Below are 18,111 nucleotides of genomic sequence, written 5' to 3'. Positions count from 1 at the left end.
ACAGGGGGAAGGGGTTCGCGGTGGCCGACGCGGACGACGTGCGCCGCCTCGCGCTGGCGCTGCCCGAGGTCGTCGAGATCGACAGCGACGGTTTCGACTTCCGGGTCGAGAACAAGGGTTTCGTCTGGTCCTATCCGGAGAGGACCCCGGGAAAGCCGCGGGTCATCCGTACCGACGTCGCAGTGCTCTTCGTCGGCGACGAGGCGGAGAAGCAGGCGCTGCTGCTGGGCGAGCCGGACCTGTTCTTCACCCACCCCAGCTACGACGGCCTGCCGCTGGTGATGCTCCGGCTCCCCGAGGTCTCGGTGGAGCGCCTGGAAGAGCTGATGACCGACGCCTGGAACATGCGCCGCTGATTCTCCCACCGAAGTTACTTGTGGGTTGCCTGTCCGCTTCCTGTTTGATTAGGTAAGCCTCACCTTACTAGGGGGAAAGGCTTTCATGTCTCTGGAAGTGGACGGCGTCAAGAGCGCCGTGGAAATCACCGATCATGTAGATCTGGAGGTGCTGGCCGACGTCTACCGCCGCGTGCACGCCGCCGACCTGCATCTCCTCGACCACAGCGAGCCATCGGTGGAGGACCGGCTGCGCTGGACCGCCGAGGCGCCCGGGTTCGAGGCCGCCGTCGGGTACGTGGACGGCGAAGTGGTGGGCACCGTCATGGGCTGCCCACTGCCGCCCGAGACGCTCTGGTGGCGCGACCTGACCGACGTGCAGGATCCGGAGCTGCCGGTGGAGTGGGAGGGCCGGACGTTCGCGGTCTGCGAAGCGTTCGTCCTGCCGGAGTTCCGCAGGCACCGTCTCGGCGTACGGATGATGGCCGACCTGCTCGACCGGCGCTCCGAGGAGCGGGTGGCGCTGGCCGTCACCGAGACGAACACCCGGGTCTGGCATGCGCTGCAGCGGCTGAGGTTCCAGCACGTCGGTGATCTCGTGCCGTTCCCGGGCTGGCGCTCGCACCGGATGCTGGTCCGGGCGCTGCCCTTGAGCGCATCACGATGAAAAGGGAAGGTCCCCGGCACCTGCGCGCCGGGGACCTTCGTCGCGCCTTACGCCTTCTGCGACGCCTTGCGGTAGGCGAGCAGGCCCAGGACCAGACCGGCGAGGCCGGCGACCAGGCCCGCGATGCCCCACACCGAACTGCCACCGCTCGAGTCGTCGCTCTCCTCGGGCGCGGCGACCGGCGCGGCGGCCGACGGCGCCGCGGCCCCGTCCGCGGTCGCGGCGGTGAGCTTCAGGACCGGCGCCGGCGACTCCGGCTCGGTGCCGTCGGTGGTGGGCTCGTCGATCCAGCGGACCACGTTGCCGTCCGAGTACGTCTGCAGCGCCTTGAAGACCATCTGGTCGACCTCGGGCAGCGGGCCGAGCGACACGTCGAACTCCTGGAATGTGCCCGGCTTGATCTCCGAACCCTTGTCGGCGGTCCAGGTGATCTTGGTGACCGCCTCGGTGAGCGGCGCGCCGTGCACCTCCACCGGCTTGTCCAGCTTCGACTTCTCGGTGACGGCGGTCCAGCCCGGCACCGGCTTGATCGAGACCGAGCCGACCGGGCTCTCGATCGGCAGGTTCACCTCGACCTTCGTGGTCGACGCCGTGTCACTCTCGTTCGGCACCCGGAACGACACCTTCGAGTAGCCGCCCTGCGTGGCGCTGCTCGGGTTGACCGTCACGTGCGCGGCGGCGGGGGACGCCACGGCCAGCACGAACGCGGCCGCCACGGCGGAGACGGCAGCGGCACGGCGGAGGACTGCTTGCTTCATCAGGGGGTAAGCCTTTCACTTCTTGCGGCGACGGACGATCACAAAACCGGCTAATCCAGCGAACACCAGGACGGCGACTCCGGCGATCCAGCCCAGGGAGGAGTCGTCCTCGTCCTGGGTGAGGGTCAACTCGGAGCTGTACGCGTCACTCGCCGTGCTCGGCGCCGCTTCCGACGGGACGACCGGCTCCACCGAGGGTGCTTCCGAGGGGACCACCGCCGACGGGTCGTCCACGGTGAATTCGTACGACCCCTTCACCGTGTGCCCGTCCGTCGAGACGACCTGGTAGGCGACCGTGTACGCGCCGTTCGCGAGCGGCTCGTCGAACGTCACGCTCCCGGTGCCGCCGTCGATCTTCGGCTCGGAGGTGGAGACCTTCTGCTTCTCCGCGTCGGTGACCGCGATGACCGTGTAGTCCGGGTCGAGCTTCTGCAGGAACTTCAGCTTGACGCCCTCCGGCGCCTTCGTCAGCTCGGCGTTCTTCGCCGGGCTCGCCTCGGTGAGCGCGTTGTGCGCCCAGGCCGGCGCGCCGGGCAGCAGCACTGCCACCATCGCGACCAGGGCGAGGAGCGGCCGGGCGGCGCGGCGGATCCGTTCGGTGTCTTCCATGCGTTCCTTCACAGCGAGGCGCGGTCGTAGCGGTCACGTCAGCTTGATACTCGCCGTTAGTCGCTCCCCATCCCCCAAAGGTTCCCGCGACTTTCCGATCACTCTTTCGTGATCCACGCCATCGGCGGAGCAACGGGTAAATTCCGTCAGGTGACTCTGGTCAAGGATCGCCCGGCGGACCCCCGCCACCGGGTGATCGGTTCGGTCGAGGTCCTCGCCGCGGTCCTGATCCTGCTGGTGATCCTCCGAGGTCCGCTCTCCGGCGTGGTGTCCGGCGCCAGGATGCAGACCTGGACCACCGTCTTCGTCTCGGTGCTGGTCCAGGCCGTCCCGTTCCTGGTCTTCGGCGTGCTGCTCTCGGCCGTCATCGCGGTCTTCGTGCCGAGCTCGTTCTGGGCCCGGGCGCTGCCGTCGCGGCCGGCTCTCGCCGTGCCGGCCGCGAGCCTCGCCGGCGTGGTGCTGCCCGGCTGCGAGTGCGGCAGCGTCCCGGTGGCCGGCTCGCTGATCCGCCGCGGCGTCACCCCGGCCGCGGCCCTGGCCTTCCTGCTCGCCGCCCCCGCGATCAACCCGATCGTGCTGACCGCCACGGCGGTGGCCTTCCCCGGCAACCCCGAGATGGTGGCGGCCCGGGCCGTGGCGAGCCTGGCCGTCGCCGTGCTGATGGGCTGGCTGTGGCTGCGCCTCGGCCGCGCCGACTGGATCCGCCTCCCGCACCGCCCCGACCTGGACCGAGCTTCGAAGGGCGAGGCCTTCTGGTCAGCGGTCCGCCACGACGTCGTCCACGCCGGCGGCTTCCTGGTCCTCGGCGCCGCCGCAGCCGCCACCATCAACGTGCTCGTCCCGGAGGCCTGGCTGCAGACCCTGGCCGCGAACCCGGCCCTCTCCGTCCTGGCCCTCGCCGTCCTGGCCGTCCTGCTCTCCATCTGCAGCGAGGCCGACGCCTTCGTGGCGGCGTCGCTCTCCCAGTTCTCCCTGACCTCACGACTGGTCTTCCTGGTGGTGGGCCCGATGGTCGACCTGAAGCTGATAGCCATGCAGACCGGTGTCTTCGGCCGGGCCTTCGCCTCCCGCTTCGCCCCCGCGACCTTCGCCCTCGCCGTCGTGGCGGGCACCCTCACCGGGCTGGTCCTGCTGTGAACCGCCAGGCCCAGGCCGTGGTCCTGCTCCTCTTCGGCGGCGCCGTCCTGAAGGCGTCGCTCACCGACCTCCACCTGCGCTACGTCAAGGAGGGCCTGCGCCCGTTCCTGCTGCTGACCGGTGCCATCCTGGTGCTCACCGCGCTCTTCACCCTCTGGTACGAGTACCGCCCCCGCCGGACCGCCGCCGCCGGCGACGACCATGACCATGCGCATCACGAGCCTCGGGTGGGGTGGCTTCTCCTGCTTCCCGTCATCGGGCTGCTGCTCGTCGCTCCACCGGCTCTCGGGGCGTTCACTGCCGACCAGAGCGGGACGCTGCCTGCCGCGGCGGAATCGGATTACGGGCCGCTGCCGGAAGGGGATCCCGTGCCGGTCGGGCTGCTCGACTACGCGTCTCGCAGCATCTATGACGACGGGCGCAGTCTCGGCGGGCGACGGGTGAAGCTGACCGGGTTCCTGAGCACAGGACCGGACGGCGGCCCCATGCTCGCTCGGATCGTGGTGAGTTGTTGCGCTGCTGATGGGCGGCCGATCAAAGTCGGTCTCAGCGGCGGGCCGGTGATCGACGTTCCGGCCGGGCAGTGGGTGGAGGTCGTCGGGCGGCACAGCGCACAGCGCGCGAAGGACCCGGTGAATCAGGCCGACATCTCCTACCTCGAGGTCGACGAGTGGCAGCCGATCAGAGCGCCGAAGCAGCAGTACGAATGACCGCGACCAGGAAGATCAGCCTGGGCGTCGCCCTCGGTGCTGCCGTCGTGCTGCTGGCCGGAGGACTGCCCGAGCAGCAGCCGGCCGCCGTCCCCGCGTCTCAGGCCCGGCCCACGCTCGCGCAGGTGTGGCCGGACGCGGACCGCGCCGATCTCCGCGACCTGGGATTCGAGCCCCTGCTGTTCCTGGACGCGACCACCGCGGTGGGCACGGCTGACGCCGGCGGCAAGACCCGCCTGATCCTGAAGAATCGTGATCTACGCACGCTGCCGGCGAGTTCCCGCTTCGACAACCTCACCAGCTCTGGCGACGATCTGCTCTGGACCGAGACGACAGAGGACGGGCGTACCGAGATCTGGGCCCTGGCATTGCCCGCCGGAAACCCGCGGAAACTCACCGCGGACACCGGAAACATCCTCCTTTACGGCGGCCAGCATGACCTGGTGGTGGCCGATGGGCGCGTGCACTGGGCCGCCGCCGACGGTGACACGACGACCGAGATCCGATCGGTTCCGCTGACCGGCGGCGCCGTGCGGAAGCGCGAGCGACCAGGACAGTGGGCCCTGACGGCCTGGCCCTGGCTGACCAGCGACGTCGGCGGCCAGGCCGGTGAGATCACCCTCCACGATCTGGAGACCGGCGCCGAGAAGCGGATCACCGCGGGGCCGGCCGAGTGGACCATGTGCACCCCGGCGTGGTGCCGCGTCATGGTCAATAACGGTCAGGGCCTGGCTCGGGTCGACGTCATGCGGCCGGACGGCTCGGATCGCCGGCGGGTCGCCGGGCCGGGCACCCAGGCCGCCGTGAACGACATCGCGGTGCTCGATCGCTTCGAGATCCTCTCCGAGACCCGCCCCGACTCCGACCTCACCGGGACGGCCGGGCTCGTGGTCCACGACATCGCCGCACAGCGGACCGTCACCCTGTCGGCCGCCGCCGACCTGGCCGCGAGCCGGGACGGGATGCTCTGGTGGTCCACCGGCGACCGGGAGGCGACGGTCTGGCACACCCTCGACCTCCGGACGGTGTGACACAACGCTCCGTATTCACTCTTTTGCGGAGAGTGGCGGGTTCGGTTAGGTTGGGGACGCACCGGAGAGACCTCCCCGGGAGTCGCCACGATGCTGTTCCTGAAACCGAGAATCGATCCGCTCACTCAATCCGTTCTCGACGACGGCGAGCTGCTGGGACGACTGGTGGACGGCCTCGGCTCACCGCTCAACGTGGTTCTGCCGCAGCGGGCCGGGGAGAACGTCGCCAGGTTCCGCGAGGCGTACAAGAAGCATCGCCTCCATGGCCGGATCTACTACGCGCACAAGGCCAACCGCTCATCCGCCCTGCTCAGGGAATTCGCGGCGACCGAAGCGGGTGCCGACGTCGCCTCGCTCGGCGAACTGCAGCACGCGCTGGCAGCCGGCTTCACGCCAGACCGGATCATGGCGACCGGGCCGAAGGACCGCGAGTACCTCTGGCTCGCCGCGCGCACCGGCGTGATCGTCAACGCGGATTCGGCGGACGAGCTGCGCGAGCTGGCATCGATCGTCGCAGCCCGGGGGCTGCCCCGGGTGCGGATCATGGTGCGTCTCTCGCGCTTCGAGACTTCCGGGGTACGGGTACAGAGCCGCCGCAGCAGGTTCGGCATCGCCGCGGCCGCCCTCACCGGCGCGCTCGACCTGATCGCCGCCCACGAGGACCGGCTGGAACTGGTCGGGGCCGCCTACCACCTGGACACCGTCGAGCTGCGGGAGAAGGCGGTCGCGCTGGAGGGCTGTCTCACCGCGCTCGACGAGTGCCGGCAGCGCGGGCTGCGGCCGTGGTCGATCGACATCGGCGGCGGCTTCGGCGTGAACTACCTGGACGACGCCGCCGAGTGGGAGCGGTACACCTCCGAGCTGGCTCAGGCGGTGCTCGGCAACCGGGCGCCACTGACCTGGGACGACCACGGATACGGTCTGCGCGCCGAGGCCGGAACCCTGCGCGGCGCCCTCGCCCTCTACGCGGCACACCGCCCGATCGCCGGCGCCGGCTACCTGGACCGGCTGCTCGGCACCGACGCGCCGGGGCAGCGGCGGCCGCTCGGCGAGCTGCTGCTGGACCACATGTACGACCTCGACGTCGAACCCGGCCGGGCCCTGCTCGACCAGTGCGGGCTCGTCGCGATGCGGGTCGTCGAGGTCCGTGAGGACGGCGGGGACGTGCTGGTCCGGCTCGCCGGCAACGCGCGCGACGTCGGTCTCGAAGAGCACGGTGTGCTGATGGATCCGGTCCTCGTACCCCGCAATGGCGCGAAAGGCCCGGCGGCGGGCGTCTTCCTGCTCGGGAATCTGTGCCTGGAATCGGACCTGATCACCCGGCGGAGAGTGTTCCTGCCGAGCCGCCCGGAGCCCGGCGATCTGCTGGTCTTCGTGAACACCGCCGGTTATCTCATGGACTTCACCGCTACCGAGGCGCTGCGCCAGCCGGCCGCGCGCACGGTGGCGGTCCACCACGCCGGTGGGACGTGGCAATGGCGCCTCGACGAGACCTACTGGCCCGTTCACGCGCAGCCGGAGGCGCCATGAGATATGACGACATCACCGAGGCCATCGGCAACACCCCGCTGGTGCGCATCGACCCGGACGTGCACAGACTGAAGAACATCGATCTGTACGCCAAGATGGAGTTCTTGAATCCGTTCGGATCGGTGAAGGATCGTGCCGCATGGAGCATGGTCCGGCCCCTTCTCGGCGAGGCGGCCGGCCGCGGCGACACCGTCGTGGAACTGTCCAGCGGCAACACCGCGAAAGCGCTCGCGCTGATCGCCGGAATGCACGGCCTGCCGTTCCGCAGCGTCACCAACCGGATGAAGATTCCGGAGATCAAGGACCTGTTGTTGCTGCTCGGCGCCGAGATCGAGGAGTTGCCGGGCCGTTCGGAATGCCTTGACCCGACCGACACCGACGACCCGCTCACCCGGATGTACCGCACGTTGCAGGACAGCGGCGGATACGTGCACACCGACCAGTACTTCAACGAGCGCAACGCCGACGCCCATTTCTCCGGAACCGGCCAGGAGATAGTGAAGGACCTCGACGGCCGGGCGCCGGACTACTTCATCGCCTGCGTCGGCACCGCGGGCTCCTCGACCGGTGTGGCCCGTGCCCTGCGCGCGCACGGCGGTGACAGCACCATCGTCGGGCTGGTGGCCGCGAAAAGCGACTTCATCCCCGGTATCCGCACCATCGACGAAGTGCACGAGGTAGGCCTTTTCGACCCGGCCGTGTACGACACGATCGAGACGGTCAGCGCCGATGAAGCGATCGACGGGCTTCTCACTCTGGTACGCCGTTGCGGAACCCTCGCCGGGCCGACCGGAGGAGGCGCCTATCAAGGGGCGGTCCGCTATCTCCGTACGATCGACGGCTCTCTGAATGAGCGGAGAACGGCTGTCTTGATCGTCTGCGATCGCGTCGAAAGCTATCTGAGTTATCTGCGCGAGCGCAGGCCGTCGCTGTTCGGCCGGCCGCCGCGGAAGAACTCGATCGGCACGCTGTCGCCCACGGAGATCGCCGCAGCGCCCACCGTGACCGGCTCCGATAGCTTCGTCGAGGACGCGCTGGTGGTCGATCTGCGCAGCCCCTTCGCCTACCAGGCGCTGCACATCGAGGGTTCGGTGAACATCGGCGAGGACGTGTTCGGGGAGATGCTGCACGCCGGTCTGCCGTTCAGCCGCCGGCAACCGGTGCTCCTGGTGTGCCCGGTCGGGGAGAAGTCGGCGGCCTACGCCGCGCTGCTGACCCGGATGGGGCATCCGGCCGCACGATCGCTCGAAGGCGGGATCATCGCGTGGCGGGATGCGGGCGCCCCGCTGGTGCGTGACTGACATGGATCTCAACGACTGGCATCGGTCGCTGCGCGCCCAGTTCCCGCAGATCGCCGGCAATCCGGACCTCGCCTACCTGGACAACGCTGCCACGTCACAGAAGCCGCAGGCCGTTCTCGACGCGGTCTTCTCGTATCTGACCACGGGTAATGCGAACGCGGCCCGGGGTTCCTATCCGTGGGCGAACCGGACCACTTCGCGGATCGAGGAGGCCCGGCATCGATTGCGCCGCTTCTTTTCGGATATTTCTGAAATCTCGGGTGTGCACTTTGTGAGTGGAACGACCGAAGGGCTGCGGGCGGTGGCCCGGGACTGGCTGCTGCCTCAGCTCAAGCCCGGTGACGAGATCCTGGTGCCGCACGCCGACCACAGCGCGAACCTGCTGCCCTGGGAGGAGGCGGCGGCCCTCTCCGGTGCGGTGGTGCGGTCGCTGCCGTACGACTCGGCGCACGACTACGCCTTCCGTGACCTGGCGATCAGCCCCCGGACCCGGCTCATCGCCGCCACACACGTGCACCACGTCTACGGCAACGACATGAACGTGCACCGCCTCCGCACCCTGGCGCCGGACGTGCCGATCTGCCTCGACGCCGCGCAGAGCTTCGGCCACCTGCCGCTCTCGGTCGCCGACCTGGACGTGGACTTCGTGGTCTTCTCCGGTCACAAGGCGATGGCACTGCCCGGGATCGGCGCGGTCTGGGCCCGCAATCAGCGCGGCCCGGAGTTCCGGCTCGGCGGCTGGGCCGGCTCCCCGAACACGGCCGGCATCGTCAGCCTCGTCGCGGCGATGGACTGGCTCGACGAGGCGGGCCTCGACCGGATCGAGAGCTGGAACCGCGCGCTCGGCCTGCGCCTCACCGACGGCCTGTCCAAGCTGCCCGACTACGAGGTGCTCGGCTGCCAGCAGAGCCTCACGATCGACTCCCCGGTTCAGCAGCGGCACGGGATCGTCGCCTTCCGGCACCACGCGATCAGCTCCAACGACCTCGGCTTCATCCTCTCCTCGCACGGTCTCCTGGTGCGATCGGACGCGCATTGCCAGGCGGTGGCGGGTGAGAAGACTTCATCGGTACGGGTGAGCGTTCATGCGTACAACTCGCCGGAAGAGATCGACAGGCTGCTGGAGGTGCTGTCCGGCATGTCATGATATTTCGGTGCAAAGCGTTGTTGCCAGCCCAGATTTTGCCGGCCCTGATCTTGCTGATGTGGCTTCCCTACGGCTGAGCTGGGACGACGCCATGGCCGCTTTCGTTCCCGGTATGGATTCCCTGGAACGCGCGATCGCCACCACCACCGAAGCCGCCCTCGGCGACACCCCCCAGCGGATCTTGGACTTGGGTGGCGGTCCCGGCCGCTACGCCGAACGCCTCACCGACCGCTGGCCCACCGCCCGGATCACCCTCCTCGACCTCGACCCGGTCCTGCTCTCGCTCGCCAGGACCGCCGTACCCGAGACGGTGACGGTGATCGGCGCCGACCTGACCAGCCCGTCCTGGCCGGCGCTGACCGGAGACGGGTACGACCTGGTGACCGCGCTCATGGCCGTCCACTACCTGGACGCGCGAGCAGTCGGAACCCTCTACCGCCGGGCCCGTTCCGTGCTGGCTCCCGGCGGCCTGCTGGTGATCGCCGACGTCATGCCCGACGACCACCTGCCGGCCCTGACGACCGCGATGTCCGCGACCGCGACCCCGTCCGACACCTGGTCCCGCTGGTGGGCCGCCCTCCCGGACGTACCCGGCATGAGCCCGCTCCTCCACGAACGCGCCGACGCGTTCCGCGCCCATCCTCCGTCCGGGTTCACGGCCACCGTCGAGTGGCACGCCTCCGCGGCCCGGGCAGCCGGCTTCACCGAGGCCGGCCTGATCTGGCGGGAGTCCCGCCACGCAGCCGTGGCCGCCCACTGACCCGGTGCCGATCGTCGCTCTACGGACTCGCGGCCAGGAAGCTCTACGGACTCGCGGCCAGGAAGCTCTGCGGGCTCGCGGCCAGGAAGCTCTACGGACTCGCGGCCAGGAACAGGAAGACGGCCAGCAGGCTCAGGTGCAGACCGCCCTGCAGGATGTTGGCGCGTCCCGGCACCACCGTCAGCGTGCCGACCACGAAGGTGAGCACCAGCAGCACCATCTGCGTGCCGCCGAGGCCGAGGAGCAGTGGGCCATCCAGCCAGATCATCGCGGTGGCGATGGCCGGGATGGTCAGTCCGATCGAGGCCATCGCCGAGCCGAGGGCCAGGTTCAGGCTGGTCTGCATGCGGTCGCGAGCGGCCGCCCGGACCGCCGCGATGGTCTCCGGCAGCAGCACGAGCAGGGCGATCACCACGCCGACCACCGCGTGCGGCAGACCGGCCGAGGCCACCCCCGATTCGATCGAGGGCGAGATGCCCTTGGCCAGGCCGACGACCGCGACGAGCGCCAGCAGCAGCAGGCCGAGGCTGGTCAGGGCGGTGCGGCTGGACGGCGGCTCCAGGTGATCCTCGCCGTCGATCACCTCGCCCTCGGTGGTGATCGGCATGAAGTAGTCACGGTGCCGGCGGGTCTGCACCAGCACGAAGAGCAGGTACAGGCCGAGCGACACGACGGCGGCGAATCCGAGCTGGGCGGGCGAGAACTGCGGCCCGGGACGGCTCGTCGTGAACGTCGGCAGCACGAGGCTCAGCGTGGCGATGGCGGCCACGGTGGCGAGAGCGCCACCCGTACCCTCCGGGTTGAAGACCGCGATCCTGCGACGGACCGCGCCCACCAGCAGCGAGATGCCCAGGATGCCGTTCACCGTGATCATGACGGCGGCGAAGACGGTGTCGCGGGCGAGCGATTGCGACTTCTCGCCACCGCTGATCATGAGAGTGACGATGAGGGCCACCTCGATGACCGTGACGGCGACGGCGAGGATCAGCGACCCGTACGGCTCACCGACCCGATGCGCGACCACCTCCGCGTGGTGCACGGCCGCCAGGACCGCGCCGCCGAGCAGCAGCGCGACGATCACGACCACGACCGGTGGCAGGTCGCGGCCCCAGGTGAGAACGAGGGCCGCGGCCGACAGGGCAGGCAGAGCTGCGGTCCAGTGCTTCATCGCTCAACTCTGCCAAAGGTGCTCAGCTCCCGCTCGCTTTCCGATCACTGTGGCCGAGGTCGCGATCCGGGGCGATCCGGTCACGGACCATCCTCTTGAGCGGCGGCACCTCCGGGAAACCGCCCTCGGCCTTGCGCGACCAGAGCGTCTCGCCGTCCAGCCGGATCTCGAAGACGCCGCCGATCCCCGGGACCAGCGCCACCTCGCCGAGCTCGGTCGCGAACGTGGTGAGGAGCTCCTGTGCGGTCCAGGCGGCTCGCAGCAGCCAGCGGCACTGAGTGCAGTATTCGATTTCGAGGCGGGGTGTCGGCACGCGACCGAGTATGCCCGGTCTGGAATGATCATCGCGTGTCGAAGCCAGCGTGGACAGTCGGACTTGTTGCACTTTCTCTCCTCATTTCTGGATGCTCAGCAGAAAAAGCGGAAGAGAAATCGGACAAAGCCGCTGAAATCGTCGCGGCGAACGATTACGTCGCCCTCGGTGACTCCTACGCCGCCGGACTCGGGGCCGGTGACTACGCCGACAGCAGCTGCCTGGTCAGCAAGGACAAGTCGTACCCGCAGCAGTGGATCGACGAGAAGGCCGATCTGGGCGCGACCCTCAACAACGCCTGCAGCGGCGCGGTGATCAACACGGTCGCGACCCGGCAGCTCACCGCCCTCACCGAGAAGACCGGCTGGGTGACGCTGACCGTCGGCGGCAACGACGTCGGCTTCGTCGCCGGACTCCAGCAGTGCCTGCTCGGCAACGATCAGACCTGCGCCCAGTCGGTCACGAACGCCACCGGGACCATGGAGAACACCCTGCCCGGCTCGCTCGACGACCTCTACACCAAGATCCGCACCGCCGCCCCGAACGCCAAGGTCTACGTGGTCGGCTACCCGCACCTGGTCGCCGACCCGGGCAGCGGCACGAAGTGCGACCTCAACGACGCCCGCCGCAAGACCCTCAACGAGGCCTCGGACACGCTCTCCGAGGTGATCGCGGCGGCGGTCACGAAGCACCCGGGCTTCACCTACGTGGACGGGCGGATCATCTTCGCGGGCCACGAGGCGTGCACGAAGGACCCGTGGATCAACGCGGTCGCCGACAACGTCTCCGAGTCGTTCCACCCGAACGCGGACGGCTATGCGGCGTACGCGAAGGCGCTTCTCACCGTGACGCGCTGAAGATGAACTACATAGGAATGCCTGAATAACACTCCTCCCAGGAGGATGCCCGTGCCTCGCGGCGGGGCAACGCTCACAGCGTGACCGAGACACTCGTGATCCTGGCCCTCGTGGTCATCACCGCCCTCGGCTTCGACTTCACCAACGGGTTCCACGACACCGCGAACGCGATGGCCACGTCGATCGCCACCGGGGCTCTGCGGCCCAAGGTCGCCGTACTGCTCTCCGCAGTGCTCAATCTCGTCGGCGCGTTCCTCTCCATCGAGGTCGCGCTCACCGTGACGAACGCCGTCGTGAACATCCAGAACTCCGACGGCACCCCCAAACCCGCGTTGACCGCCGACGGCGGCACAGCACTGCTCATCATCGTGCTGGCCGGCGTCATCGGCGGCATCGTCTGGAACCTGATCACCTGGCTGCTCGGTCTGCCGTCCAGCTCCTCGCACGCCCTCTTCGGCGGGATCATCGGCGCGACCGTCGCGGGTCTCGGCTGGGCCGGGGTGAAGTGGACCGGCGACGGCAGCAAGCTCGACGGCGTCCTCGGCAAGGTGGTGCTGCCGGCGCTGATGTCCCCGGTGATCGCCGGCATCGTGGCCGGCGTCGGCACCTGGCTGATCTACCGGATCACCGTCGGGGTGGCGACGCGCTTCACCGAGCAGGGCTTCCGCTGGGGACAGATCGGCAGCGCGTCGCTCGTCTCACTCGCGCACGGCACCAACGACGCGCAGAAGACCATGGGCGTCATCACCCTCGCGCTGATCGCCGCCGGTGAGTGGTCCGACACCGAGGACATCCCCTTCTGGGTACGCGTGTCCTGCGCACTGGCGATCGCGCTCGGCACCTATCTCGGTGGCTGGCGGATCATCCGGACTCTCGGCAAGGGTCTCGTGGAGATCGCGCCTCCGCAGGGGTTCGCCGCCGAGTCCGCCGCGGCCACCGTCATCCTCACCTCCAGCCACCTCGGCTTCGCGCTCTCCACCACGCAGGTGGCGACCGGCTCGATCCTGGGCAGCGGCGTCGGCCGTCCCGGCGCGCAGGTCCGCTGGGCAGTCGCCGGCCGCATGGTGACCGCCTGGCTGGTCACCCTGCCGGCCGCGGGACTGGTCGGCGCGCTCACCTGGTTCATCGCCGACCTGATCGGCGGGGTGGCCGGCGCGATCACCGTCTTCCTGCTGATGCTGGCGGCCGCCGGGGTCATGTGGCAGCTGTCCCGGCGTACGCCGATCGACCACAACAATGTCAACGACGAGTGGGAGGGCGCGGCCGCACCCGAGCCCGCCCGTACCGGGAATTGAGAGGGCGGCCGTGGACAACCTGACTCTCGCGCTGGACGCCGTCTGGCGGATCCTGCTCGCCGGCCTCCTGATCGGGGCCGGACTGCCGGCGCTGTTCGCGCTGGGCATCCGGTCGCTGGCGCACGGCGGCCCCACCGGCCGGGCCGGCGGATACGTCTCCTTCTCGATCGTTCTGCTCGCCGTGGCGCTGGGTATCACGTTCATCGTGGCGACCGGCTCCGGCAAGGAGCTGAGCTTCGAGCACATCTACCCGACCCTGGTGAGCAAGGATTGATATGACCGAATCCCGATCCAATTTCCTGTCCCGTGCCGTGGAGTGGCTGCGCGCCGGATACCCCGAGGGCGTGCCGCGGCGGGACTACGTGGTGCTGCTCGGACTGCTGCGGCGCACGCTAACCGAGGACGAGGTGCGCGGCATCGCGAAGGAGCTGGCAGCCCAGGCCGTCGAGCCGATCACGCCACAGGACATCGAGGAGATGGTCAGCAGCACGGTCCTCCAGCCGGCCACGCCGGAGGACGTCGTCCGGGTGTCGGCGCACCTCGCGGCGGGCGGATGGCCGCTCGCTGACCCGCCCTTGTAAAAACAGCGTCGCCTGCTGTTCGCGTAGCGGACGTCTCGGCGCGTTTCGATGGGCCGTGCACCACGCCAACCACTACTACGGGCACTCGTACGTCCTCGCCCGCTACTGCGGCTTCGACGGCGCCGACCCGCCCCGGATCCGCGGTTACCTGCAGCACGGCTGGAACATCGGGGACGGCCTCGCACCCGACCACGAGTACGTCCCCGGCATCCCGTCGTTCGTCTGGAGCGAGCGGACCCGCCGCCGGGCCTGGTCGATGGGGCGCCGCCGGGTGTACGTCACCGGCGCGCCCCTGGCGTACCTGCTCGCCATGACACCGCCGTCCCCGGAACCCCGGGAGGGGACGATCTGGTACCCCTTCCACGGCTGGGAGGGCCAGCACGTCCAGGGTGATCACGACCGGTTGATCGCCGACATCCGGGACACCGAGCCCGGCCCGGTGACGGTCTGCCTCTACTGGCAGGAGTACCGGACCGCCTCGGTGCGCCGGCGCTACGAGCGGGCCGGGTTCCGGGTGATCTGCCACGGGTACCGCGGCGGCTGGTGGAAGGACCTCGACCCCGGATTCCTCGACCGCCAGCTCGGTGAGCTGCTGCGGCACCGGCGGGTCGCGTCGAACCGGCTGTGCAGCGCGGTGTTCTACGGCGCGCTCGCCGGATGCGAGCCGGCCGTCTACGGCGATCCGATGCAGCTGCGCGACGAGAAGGATCTGTTCGGTGGCCGTCAGCGGATCCGCCGCCAGTGGTCGTCCCTGCACGGCACCACCGTCGATCCCGAGCTCGCCCACGCCGTCGCCGTCGACGAGCTCGGCGCCGACCGCCTCCTCCCGCCCGCCGAGCTCCGCGCCCTGTTCCACTGGTCCGACCGCTCGGTGGAGGCCGCCGCATGATCCCGCTTCTGCTCGGTGGCGAGATGCCTCATTGGCAAGACCCTTCCCCGGTACGGGGGGAAGCCCTGAGCGATCTGCTCACCGCCGCGCAAGGTCACACCCTGATCGCCGGCCCGCACGACGCCTCCCTGATCGACAGGGTCACCGCCGGGCGGATCACCGTGCTGGTGCGGGGCGTGCCGGACGCCGAACGCCTGGCCGCCCGGTACGCGTCCCACCCCGGCGTCGAGGTGTGCTGCGGGAGCCTGGAGAAGCTCGCGGCGGTTCCGGCGTACGACACGGTGATCGCGCTGGACGGCCTGGACCGGGTCACCTCGACCGAGAGCGACGGCCCGACCTGGGACGACAGCCTCGCCGTGCTGCTCGCGGTCCTCCGTCCCGGCGGCCGCCTGCTGCTGGGCTGCGAGAACCCGTCGGGCCTGCACCGGCTCCTCGCCCTCGGCACCGAACCGGGCGACGAGGACTGGTCCGCCCCTGCCTTCGACGACCCGTCCCGCCCCGCGACCCTGACCGCCCTGACCGACCGGCTCACCGCCGCCGGACTGTCGGTGCTGCACGACTACGCCGCGTTCCCGGACCCGCGTGCTCCCCGAGCCCTGATCTCCCCCGCCCTGTTCCACGATCCGCACCTCACCGGTTTCCTAGCGGGTGCGCTGCGCCGGGCCGGCCTGCCCTCGACGCCGATCCTGGCCGACCCCCGCCCCCTCCTCGTGCAGACCTTGGCGAGCGCTTCCACCACCGTCCTGGCGCCGGCGTGGTTCGTGGCCGCCTCCCGAGCCGGTTCGGTGAGCCTGCCCGCCGCGATCCTGACCTCCCCGGCAGAGGAAACCCACCGCGTGACCCAGGCCGCACACGGCTGGACCCGCGTCTCCAGCAGCACCGGCCCGTCCGCTGCACCTTCGCGCGGGCCGTTCAGTGTCCCGGACGGGCGTAATCTGCTCGAAGCTCTGCTCGCCGCCGCCCGCGGGCAGGATCTCGCGGCCCTGCGCACACTGCTGGCGGCGTGGCAGGGCGGCCAGTTCGCCGGTACCGGCGCCGAAGCCCTGGTCGTGGACGCCGAGGGCCGGCTGTTCGACCTCGGCATCGGCCCGGCCGCCGATCCAGGACAGGCGCTGCGCGACTTCATCGACGCGGCGCCGGAAGACCTCGCCGACCTGATCGAAGCAATGGCCGGCATCGAAGCGACACCCGCTGCCACCGCGGCCCGCCCCGATCCGGCCGCCCCGGTCCGCCCCGGTCCGGCCGCCCTGCGCGAGGTAACCGCCGAACGGGACCGGCTCGCCCGCGAACTCGCCGAAACCCGGGAACGAGCAGCGTGGTACGAACAACGGCTCGCCGCACGAGACAGGGAACTGGCACGCGCCTACCGCATCATCGCCGTCCTCAAGGGCACCGTTCCCGGTAGAGCGGCCACGGCCGTGCGAGGCGCCCTCCGCACCGGACGACGAGCAGCCCGAACAGCCCTGAGCCAGATCCGCAAACCCTGACCCCACCAGGGCCGCCCGACCCCCTGCGCATTCCGGGTGTGTCGTCACCACACCGAGCCGCGCCGGAATCCCACCCGCCGCCCAAGCCGCCCGTCGATCCGCACGGTGCCCGACTCCCCGCCATATCCGCGCTGGCCGAACAGCAATGAGTCACAGCCAAACCCCGCGAGCTGTGACCCATCGCCGTCCCAAGAGATCAACGGCAGCAACAAGTCACAGCCGGACTCTGTGGGCTGTGACCCATTGCCGTCCCAAGGGGTCAACGGCAGCAACAAGTCACAGCCGGACTCTGTGGGCTGTGACCCATTGCTGTCTCAAGAGGTCAACGGCAGCAACGAGTCACAGCCGGACTCTGTGGGCTGTGACCCATTGCTGTCCCAAGAGGTCAACGGCAGCAACGAGTCACAGCCAAACCCCGCGAGCTGTGACCCATCGCCGTCCCAAGAGATCAACGGCAGCAACGAGTCACAGCCGGACTCCGTGGGCTGTGACCCATTGCTGTCCCAAGGGGTCGACGGCAGCAATGGGTCACAGCCGGGCGGTGGTCGGGTCGGCTAGTGGTTGCCGCATTACGTTGCTGGGCTACGGCTCGCGGGCGTCACCGAGGCTGTAGCGGTCCCCAGTGCCCGCCGGCTGCCACACCTGCGCCGACTCGCCGCCCGAATTGTCGCTACTGCTGTGCAGCCGACGCCACCCAGGTGCACACCGAAGCCCTCGCGCGGCGGATGGTCGGCTGGAACTCGGCAAGGGGTCGCGGCTCGGCGAAGTCCGGCTGTACCAGCGAGCGACAGATCCGGCGCAAGGACGGCTCCGGTGTGCAGCCGGGTCAGGAGAGCAGGGTCTCCAGGCCGGCTATGAAGATCTGCAGGTCGAACTCCAGTTGGGCGTCGCCGGCCTGGAAGTGGGTGTCCAGCAGGCGGCGCAGGGCGCGGTACTCGTCGGCGGGTGTGGACTCCAGCGCTTTTCGGATCTCGGTGACCTGCGGGTGGACGCCGTTGCGGGCGATCATGATGGCGTCCCGGGCGGAGGAGAAGACGAACTCGGCGAGGAAGGCGAGGGCCCGTGACGCCTGCTCCTCGGTGAAGCCGGCGGCGATCAGCGTCTCCGCGTAGCGTTCCGCCGGGGCCAGGGTGGAGAGGCCGCCGACGGGCATCCGGACGTACTCGAAGAGCGCGCCGGTGCGGACCATGCCGGCGCGCATGCCCCGGGCTATGTGCCGGGTCGCCTCCCGCCAGTCCGCGCCCTCCGGCAGCGAGGTCTCGCCCACCTCGGCGTGCAGCACGTCGAGGGCGACCAGTTCGAGCAGGCCGTCCCGGTCGCTGACGTGGTAGTTCAGCGCCTTGCGGTCGACGCCGAGACGTTCCGCGACGGCCTGCATCGTGAGCGTCTCCGGGTCCATGGCGCGGGCGGCCTCGACGATCCGTTCCCGGCTGATCCTGGGTGGCCGGCCGCGACGACGTGGCGCCAGGTCGCGACGCGGTGCCAGCGCAGGCTGTTTCTCGTCGCTCATGTCGTCCGTTCGCCCCCTTGTCGGCC

At 69.8% G+C, this 18,111-nt stretch carries 20 protein-coding genes; 15 read left to right on the top strand and 5 right to left on the bottom strand.

The genetic code is table 11. The annotated features are described in order from the left end of the window. The first annotated feature begins 20 nt into the window (after positions 1 to 20). On the top strand, positions 21 to 356 hold the full coding sequence (locus EP757_RS20310) for an MmcQ/YjbR family DNA-binding protein (RefSeq protein ID WP_174262422.1): 336 nt from the start codon (positions 21 to 23) through the stop codon (positions 354 to 356). Between the two features lie 85 nt (positions 357 to 441). Next, positions 442 to 1,002 (top strand): GNAT family N-acetyltransferase, encoded by a 561-nt coding sequence (locus tag EP757_RS20305; RefSeq protein ID WP_127548311.1) that lies wholly within the window; start codon positions 442 to 444, stop codon positions 1,000 to 1,002. Between the two features lie 47 nt (positions 1,003 to 1,049). Here the strand turns inward: EP757_RS20305 and EP757_RS20300 are convergent, their stop codons facing one another. Next, positions 1,050 to 1,760 (bottom strand): YcnI family protein, encoded by a 711-nt coding sequence (locus EP757_RS20300; RefSeq protein ID WP_127548309.1) that lies wholly within the window; start codon positions 1,758 to 1,760, stop codon positions 1,050 to 1,052. A gap of 15 nt (positions 1,761 to 1,775) precedes the next feature. Further along, positions 1,776 to 2,369: a copper resistance CopC family protein gene (locus EP757_RS20295; protein ID WP_127548307.1), complete on the bottom strand. Its 594-nt coding sequence runs from the start codon at positions 2,367 to 2,369 to the stop codon at positions 1,776 to 1,778. A gap of 150 nt (positions 2,370 to 2,519) precedes the next feature. Here EP757_RS20295 and EP757_RS20290 point away from each other — a divergent pair, with 150 nt between their 5' ends. From EP757_RS20290 to EP757_RS20260, 7 genes are all read left to right on the top strand, one after another. Beyond that, on the top strand, positions 2,520 to 3,506 hold the full coding sequence (locus EP757_RS20290) for a permease (RefSeq protein WP_232050596.1): 987 nt from the start codon (positions 2,520 to 2,522) through the stop codon (positions 3,504 to 3,506). Next, entirely contained in the window at positions 3,503 to 4,216 is a 714-nt protein-coding gene (locus EP757_RS20285; protein ID WP_127548303.1) for a TIGR03943 family protein, read from the top strand. Before EP757_RS20290 ends, EP757_RS20285 begins: the two co-directional genes overlap by 4 nt. Continuing rightward, a complete protein-coding gene (locus tag EP757_RS20280) occupies positions 4,213 to 5,247 on the top strand; it encodes a hypothetical protein (RefSeq protein ID WP_127548301.1) in 1,035 nt (344 codons plus the stop codon). The genes EP757_RS20285 and EP757_RS20280 overlap by 4 nt, the downstream gene beginning before the upstream one ends. Before the next feature lie 90 nt (positions 5,248 to 5,337). Then, the gene (locus EP757_RS20275) at positions 5,338 to 6,777 is read left to right on the top strand and encodes an alanine racemase (RefSeq protein ID WP_127548299.1); all 1,440 of its coding nucleotides are present in this window, start codon (positions 5,338 to 5,340) and stop codon (positions 6,775 to 6,777) included. Then, positions 6,774 to 8,078 carry a pyridoxal-phosphate dependent enzyme gene (locus EP757_RS20270; protein ID WP_127548297.1) on the top strand — a complete coding sequence of 435 codons (1,305 nt, stop codon included), beginning with the start codon at positions 6,774 to 6,776 and terminating at the stop codon, positions 8,076 to 8,078. Before EP757_RS20275 ends, EP757_RS20270 begins: the two co-directional genes overlap by 4 nt. Before the next feature lies 1 nt (position 8,079). After that, positions 8,080 to 9,225, top strand: a complete 1,146-nt coding sequence (locus EP757_RS20265; protein ID WP_127548295.1) for an aminotransferase class V-fold PLP-dependent enzyme — start codon at positions 8,080 to 8,082, stop codon at positions 9,223 to 9,225. Between the two features lie 58 nt (positions 9,226 to 9,283). Further along, entirely contained in the window at positions 9,284 to 9,985 is a 702-nt protein-coding gene (locus tag EP757_RS20260; RefSeq protein WP_232050595.1) for a trans-aconitate 2-methyltransferase, read from the top strand. Between the two features lie 91 nt (positions 9,986 to 10,076). Here EP757_RS20260 and EP757_RS20255 read toward each other — a convergent pair whose 3' ends face one another. Then, entirely contained in the window at positions 10,077 to 11,153 is a 1,077-nt protein-coding gene (locus EP757_RS20255; RefSeq protein WP_127548291.1) for a calcium:proton antiporter, read from the bottom strand. Positions 11,154 to 11,175: 22 nt separating this feature from the next. Continuing rightward, a complete protein-coding gene (locus EP757_RS20250; protein ID WP_127548289.1) occupies positions 11,176 to 11,466 on the bottom strand; it encodes a SelT/SelW/SelH family protein in 291 nt (96 codons plus the stop codon). Between the two features lie 35 nt (positions 11,467 to 11,501). Between EP757_RS20250 and EP757_RS20245 the strand changes: the two genes are divergently transcribed. The 6 genes from EP757_RS20245 (at position 11,502) to EP757_RS20220 (ending at position 16,575) form a co-directional block, all read left to right on the top strand. Further along, on the top strand, positions 11,502 to 12,323 hold the full coding sequence (locus EP757_RS20245) for an SGNH/GDSL hydrolase family protein (protein WP_160165822.1): 822 nt from the start codon (positions 11,502 to 11,504) through the stop codon (positions 12,321 to 12,323). A gap of 80 nt (positions 12,324 to 12,403) precedes the next feature. After that, on the top strand, positions 12,404 to 13,618 hold the full coding sequence (locus tag EP757_RS20240; protein ID WP_127548285.1) for an inorganic phosphate transporter: 1,215 nt from the start codon (positions 12,404 to 12,406) through the stop codon (positions 13,616 to 13,618). Between the two features lie 10 nt (positions 13,619 to 13,628). Beyond that, on the top strand, positions 13,629 to 13,892 hold the full coding sequence (locus EP757_RS20235) for a hypothetical protein (protein ID WP_127548283.1): 264 nt from the start codon (positions 13,629 to 13,631) through the stop codon (positions 13,890 to 13,892). 1 nt (position 13,893) lies between these two features. Continuing rightward, positions 13,894 to 14,199, top strand: a complete 306-nt coding sequence (locus EP757_RS20230; protein ID WP_127548281.1) for a DUF3349 domain-containing protein — start codon at positions 13,894 to 13,896, stop codon at positions 14,197 to 14,199. A 55-nt stretch (positions 14,200 to 14,254) separates the two neighbouring features. After that, positions 14,255 to 15,088 (top strand): hypothetical protein, encoded by an 834-nt coding sequence (locus EP757_RS20225; protein ID WP_127548279.1) that lies wholly within the window; start codon positions 14,255 to 14,257, stop codon positions 15,086 to 15,088. After that, a complete protein-coding gene (locus EP757_RS20220; RefSeq protein WP_127548277.1) occupies positions 15,085 to 16,575 on the top strand; it encodes a hypothetical protein in 1,491 nt (496 codons plus the stop codon). The genes EP757_RS20225 and EP757_RS20220 overlap by 4 nt, the downstream gene beginning before the upstream one ends. An 826-nt stretch (positions 16,576 to 17,401) precedes the next feature. On the opposite strand, the gene EP757_RS20215 is transcribed toward EP757_RS20220, so the two are convergent. Beyond that, positions 17,402 to 18,085: a TetR/AcrR family transcriptional regulator C-terminal domain-containing protein gene (locus EP757_RS20215; protein WP_160165821.1), complete on the bottom strand. Its 684-nt coding sequence runs from the start codon at positions 18,083 to 18,085 to the stop codon at positions 17,402 to 17,404. Positions 18,086 to 18,111 lie beyond the last annotated feature (26 nt).

Origin of the sequence: Actinoplanes sp. OR16 (assembly GCF_004001265.1) — a bacterium.
Lineage (GTDB): Bacteria > Actinomycetota > Actinomycetes > Mycobacteriales > Micromonosporaceae > Actinoplanes.
This window is presented reverse-complemented; position numbering and strand designations above follow the sequence as displayed.

What these genes read in the sequence shown, in the direction of transcription:
- EP757_RS20305 (WP_127548311.1), top strand. Translation starts at nt 442, where the DNA reads ATGTCTCTGGAAGTGGACGGCGTCAAGAGCGCCGTGGAAATCACCGAT.
- EP757_RS20300 (WP_127548309.1), bottom strand. Translation starts at nt 1,760, where the DNA reads ATGAAGCAAGCAGTCCTCCGCCGTGCCGCTGCCGTCTCCGCCGTGGCG.
- EP757_RS20295 (WP_127548307.1), bottom strand. Translation starts at nt 2,369, where the DNA reads ATGGAAGACACCGAACGGATCCGCCGCGCCGCCCGGCCGCTCCTCGCC.
- EP757_RS20280 (WP_127548301.1), top strand. Translation starts at nt 4,213, where the DNA reads ATGACCGCGACCAGGAAGATCAGCCTGGGCGTCGCCCTCGGTGCTGCC.
- EP757_RS20275 (WP_127548299.1), top strand. Translation starts at nt 5,338, where the DNA reads ATGCTGTTCCTGAAACCGAGAATCGATCCGCTCACTCAATCCGTTCTC.
- EP757_RS20270 (WP_127548297.1), top strand. Translation starts at nt 6,774, where the DNA reads ATGAGATATGACGACATCACCGAGGCCATCGGCAACACCCCGCTGGTG.
- EP757_RS20265 (WP_127548295.1), top strand. Translation starts at nt 8,080, where the DNA reads ATGGATCTCAACGACTGGCATCGGTCGCTGCGCGCCCAGTTCCCGCAG.
- EP757_RS20255 (WP_127548291.1), bottom strand. Translation starts at nt 11,153, where the DNA reads ATGAAGCACTGGACCGCAGCTCTGCCTGCCCTGTCGGCCGCGGCCCTC.
- EP757_RS20230 (WP_127548281.1), top strand. Translation starts at nt 13,894, where the DNA reads ATGACCGAATCCCGATCCAATTTCCTGTCCCGTGCCGTGGAGTGGCTG.
- EP757_RS20220 (WP_127548277.1), top strand. Translation starts at nt 15,085, where the DNA reads ATGATCCCGCTTCTGCTCGGTGGCGAGATGCCTCATTGGCAAGACCCT.
- EP757_RS20215 (WP_160165821.1), bottom strand. Translation starts at nt 18,085, where the DNA reads ATGAGCGACGAGAAACAGCCTGCGCTGGCACCGCGTCGCGACCTGGCG.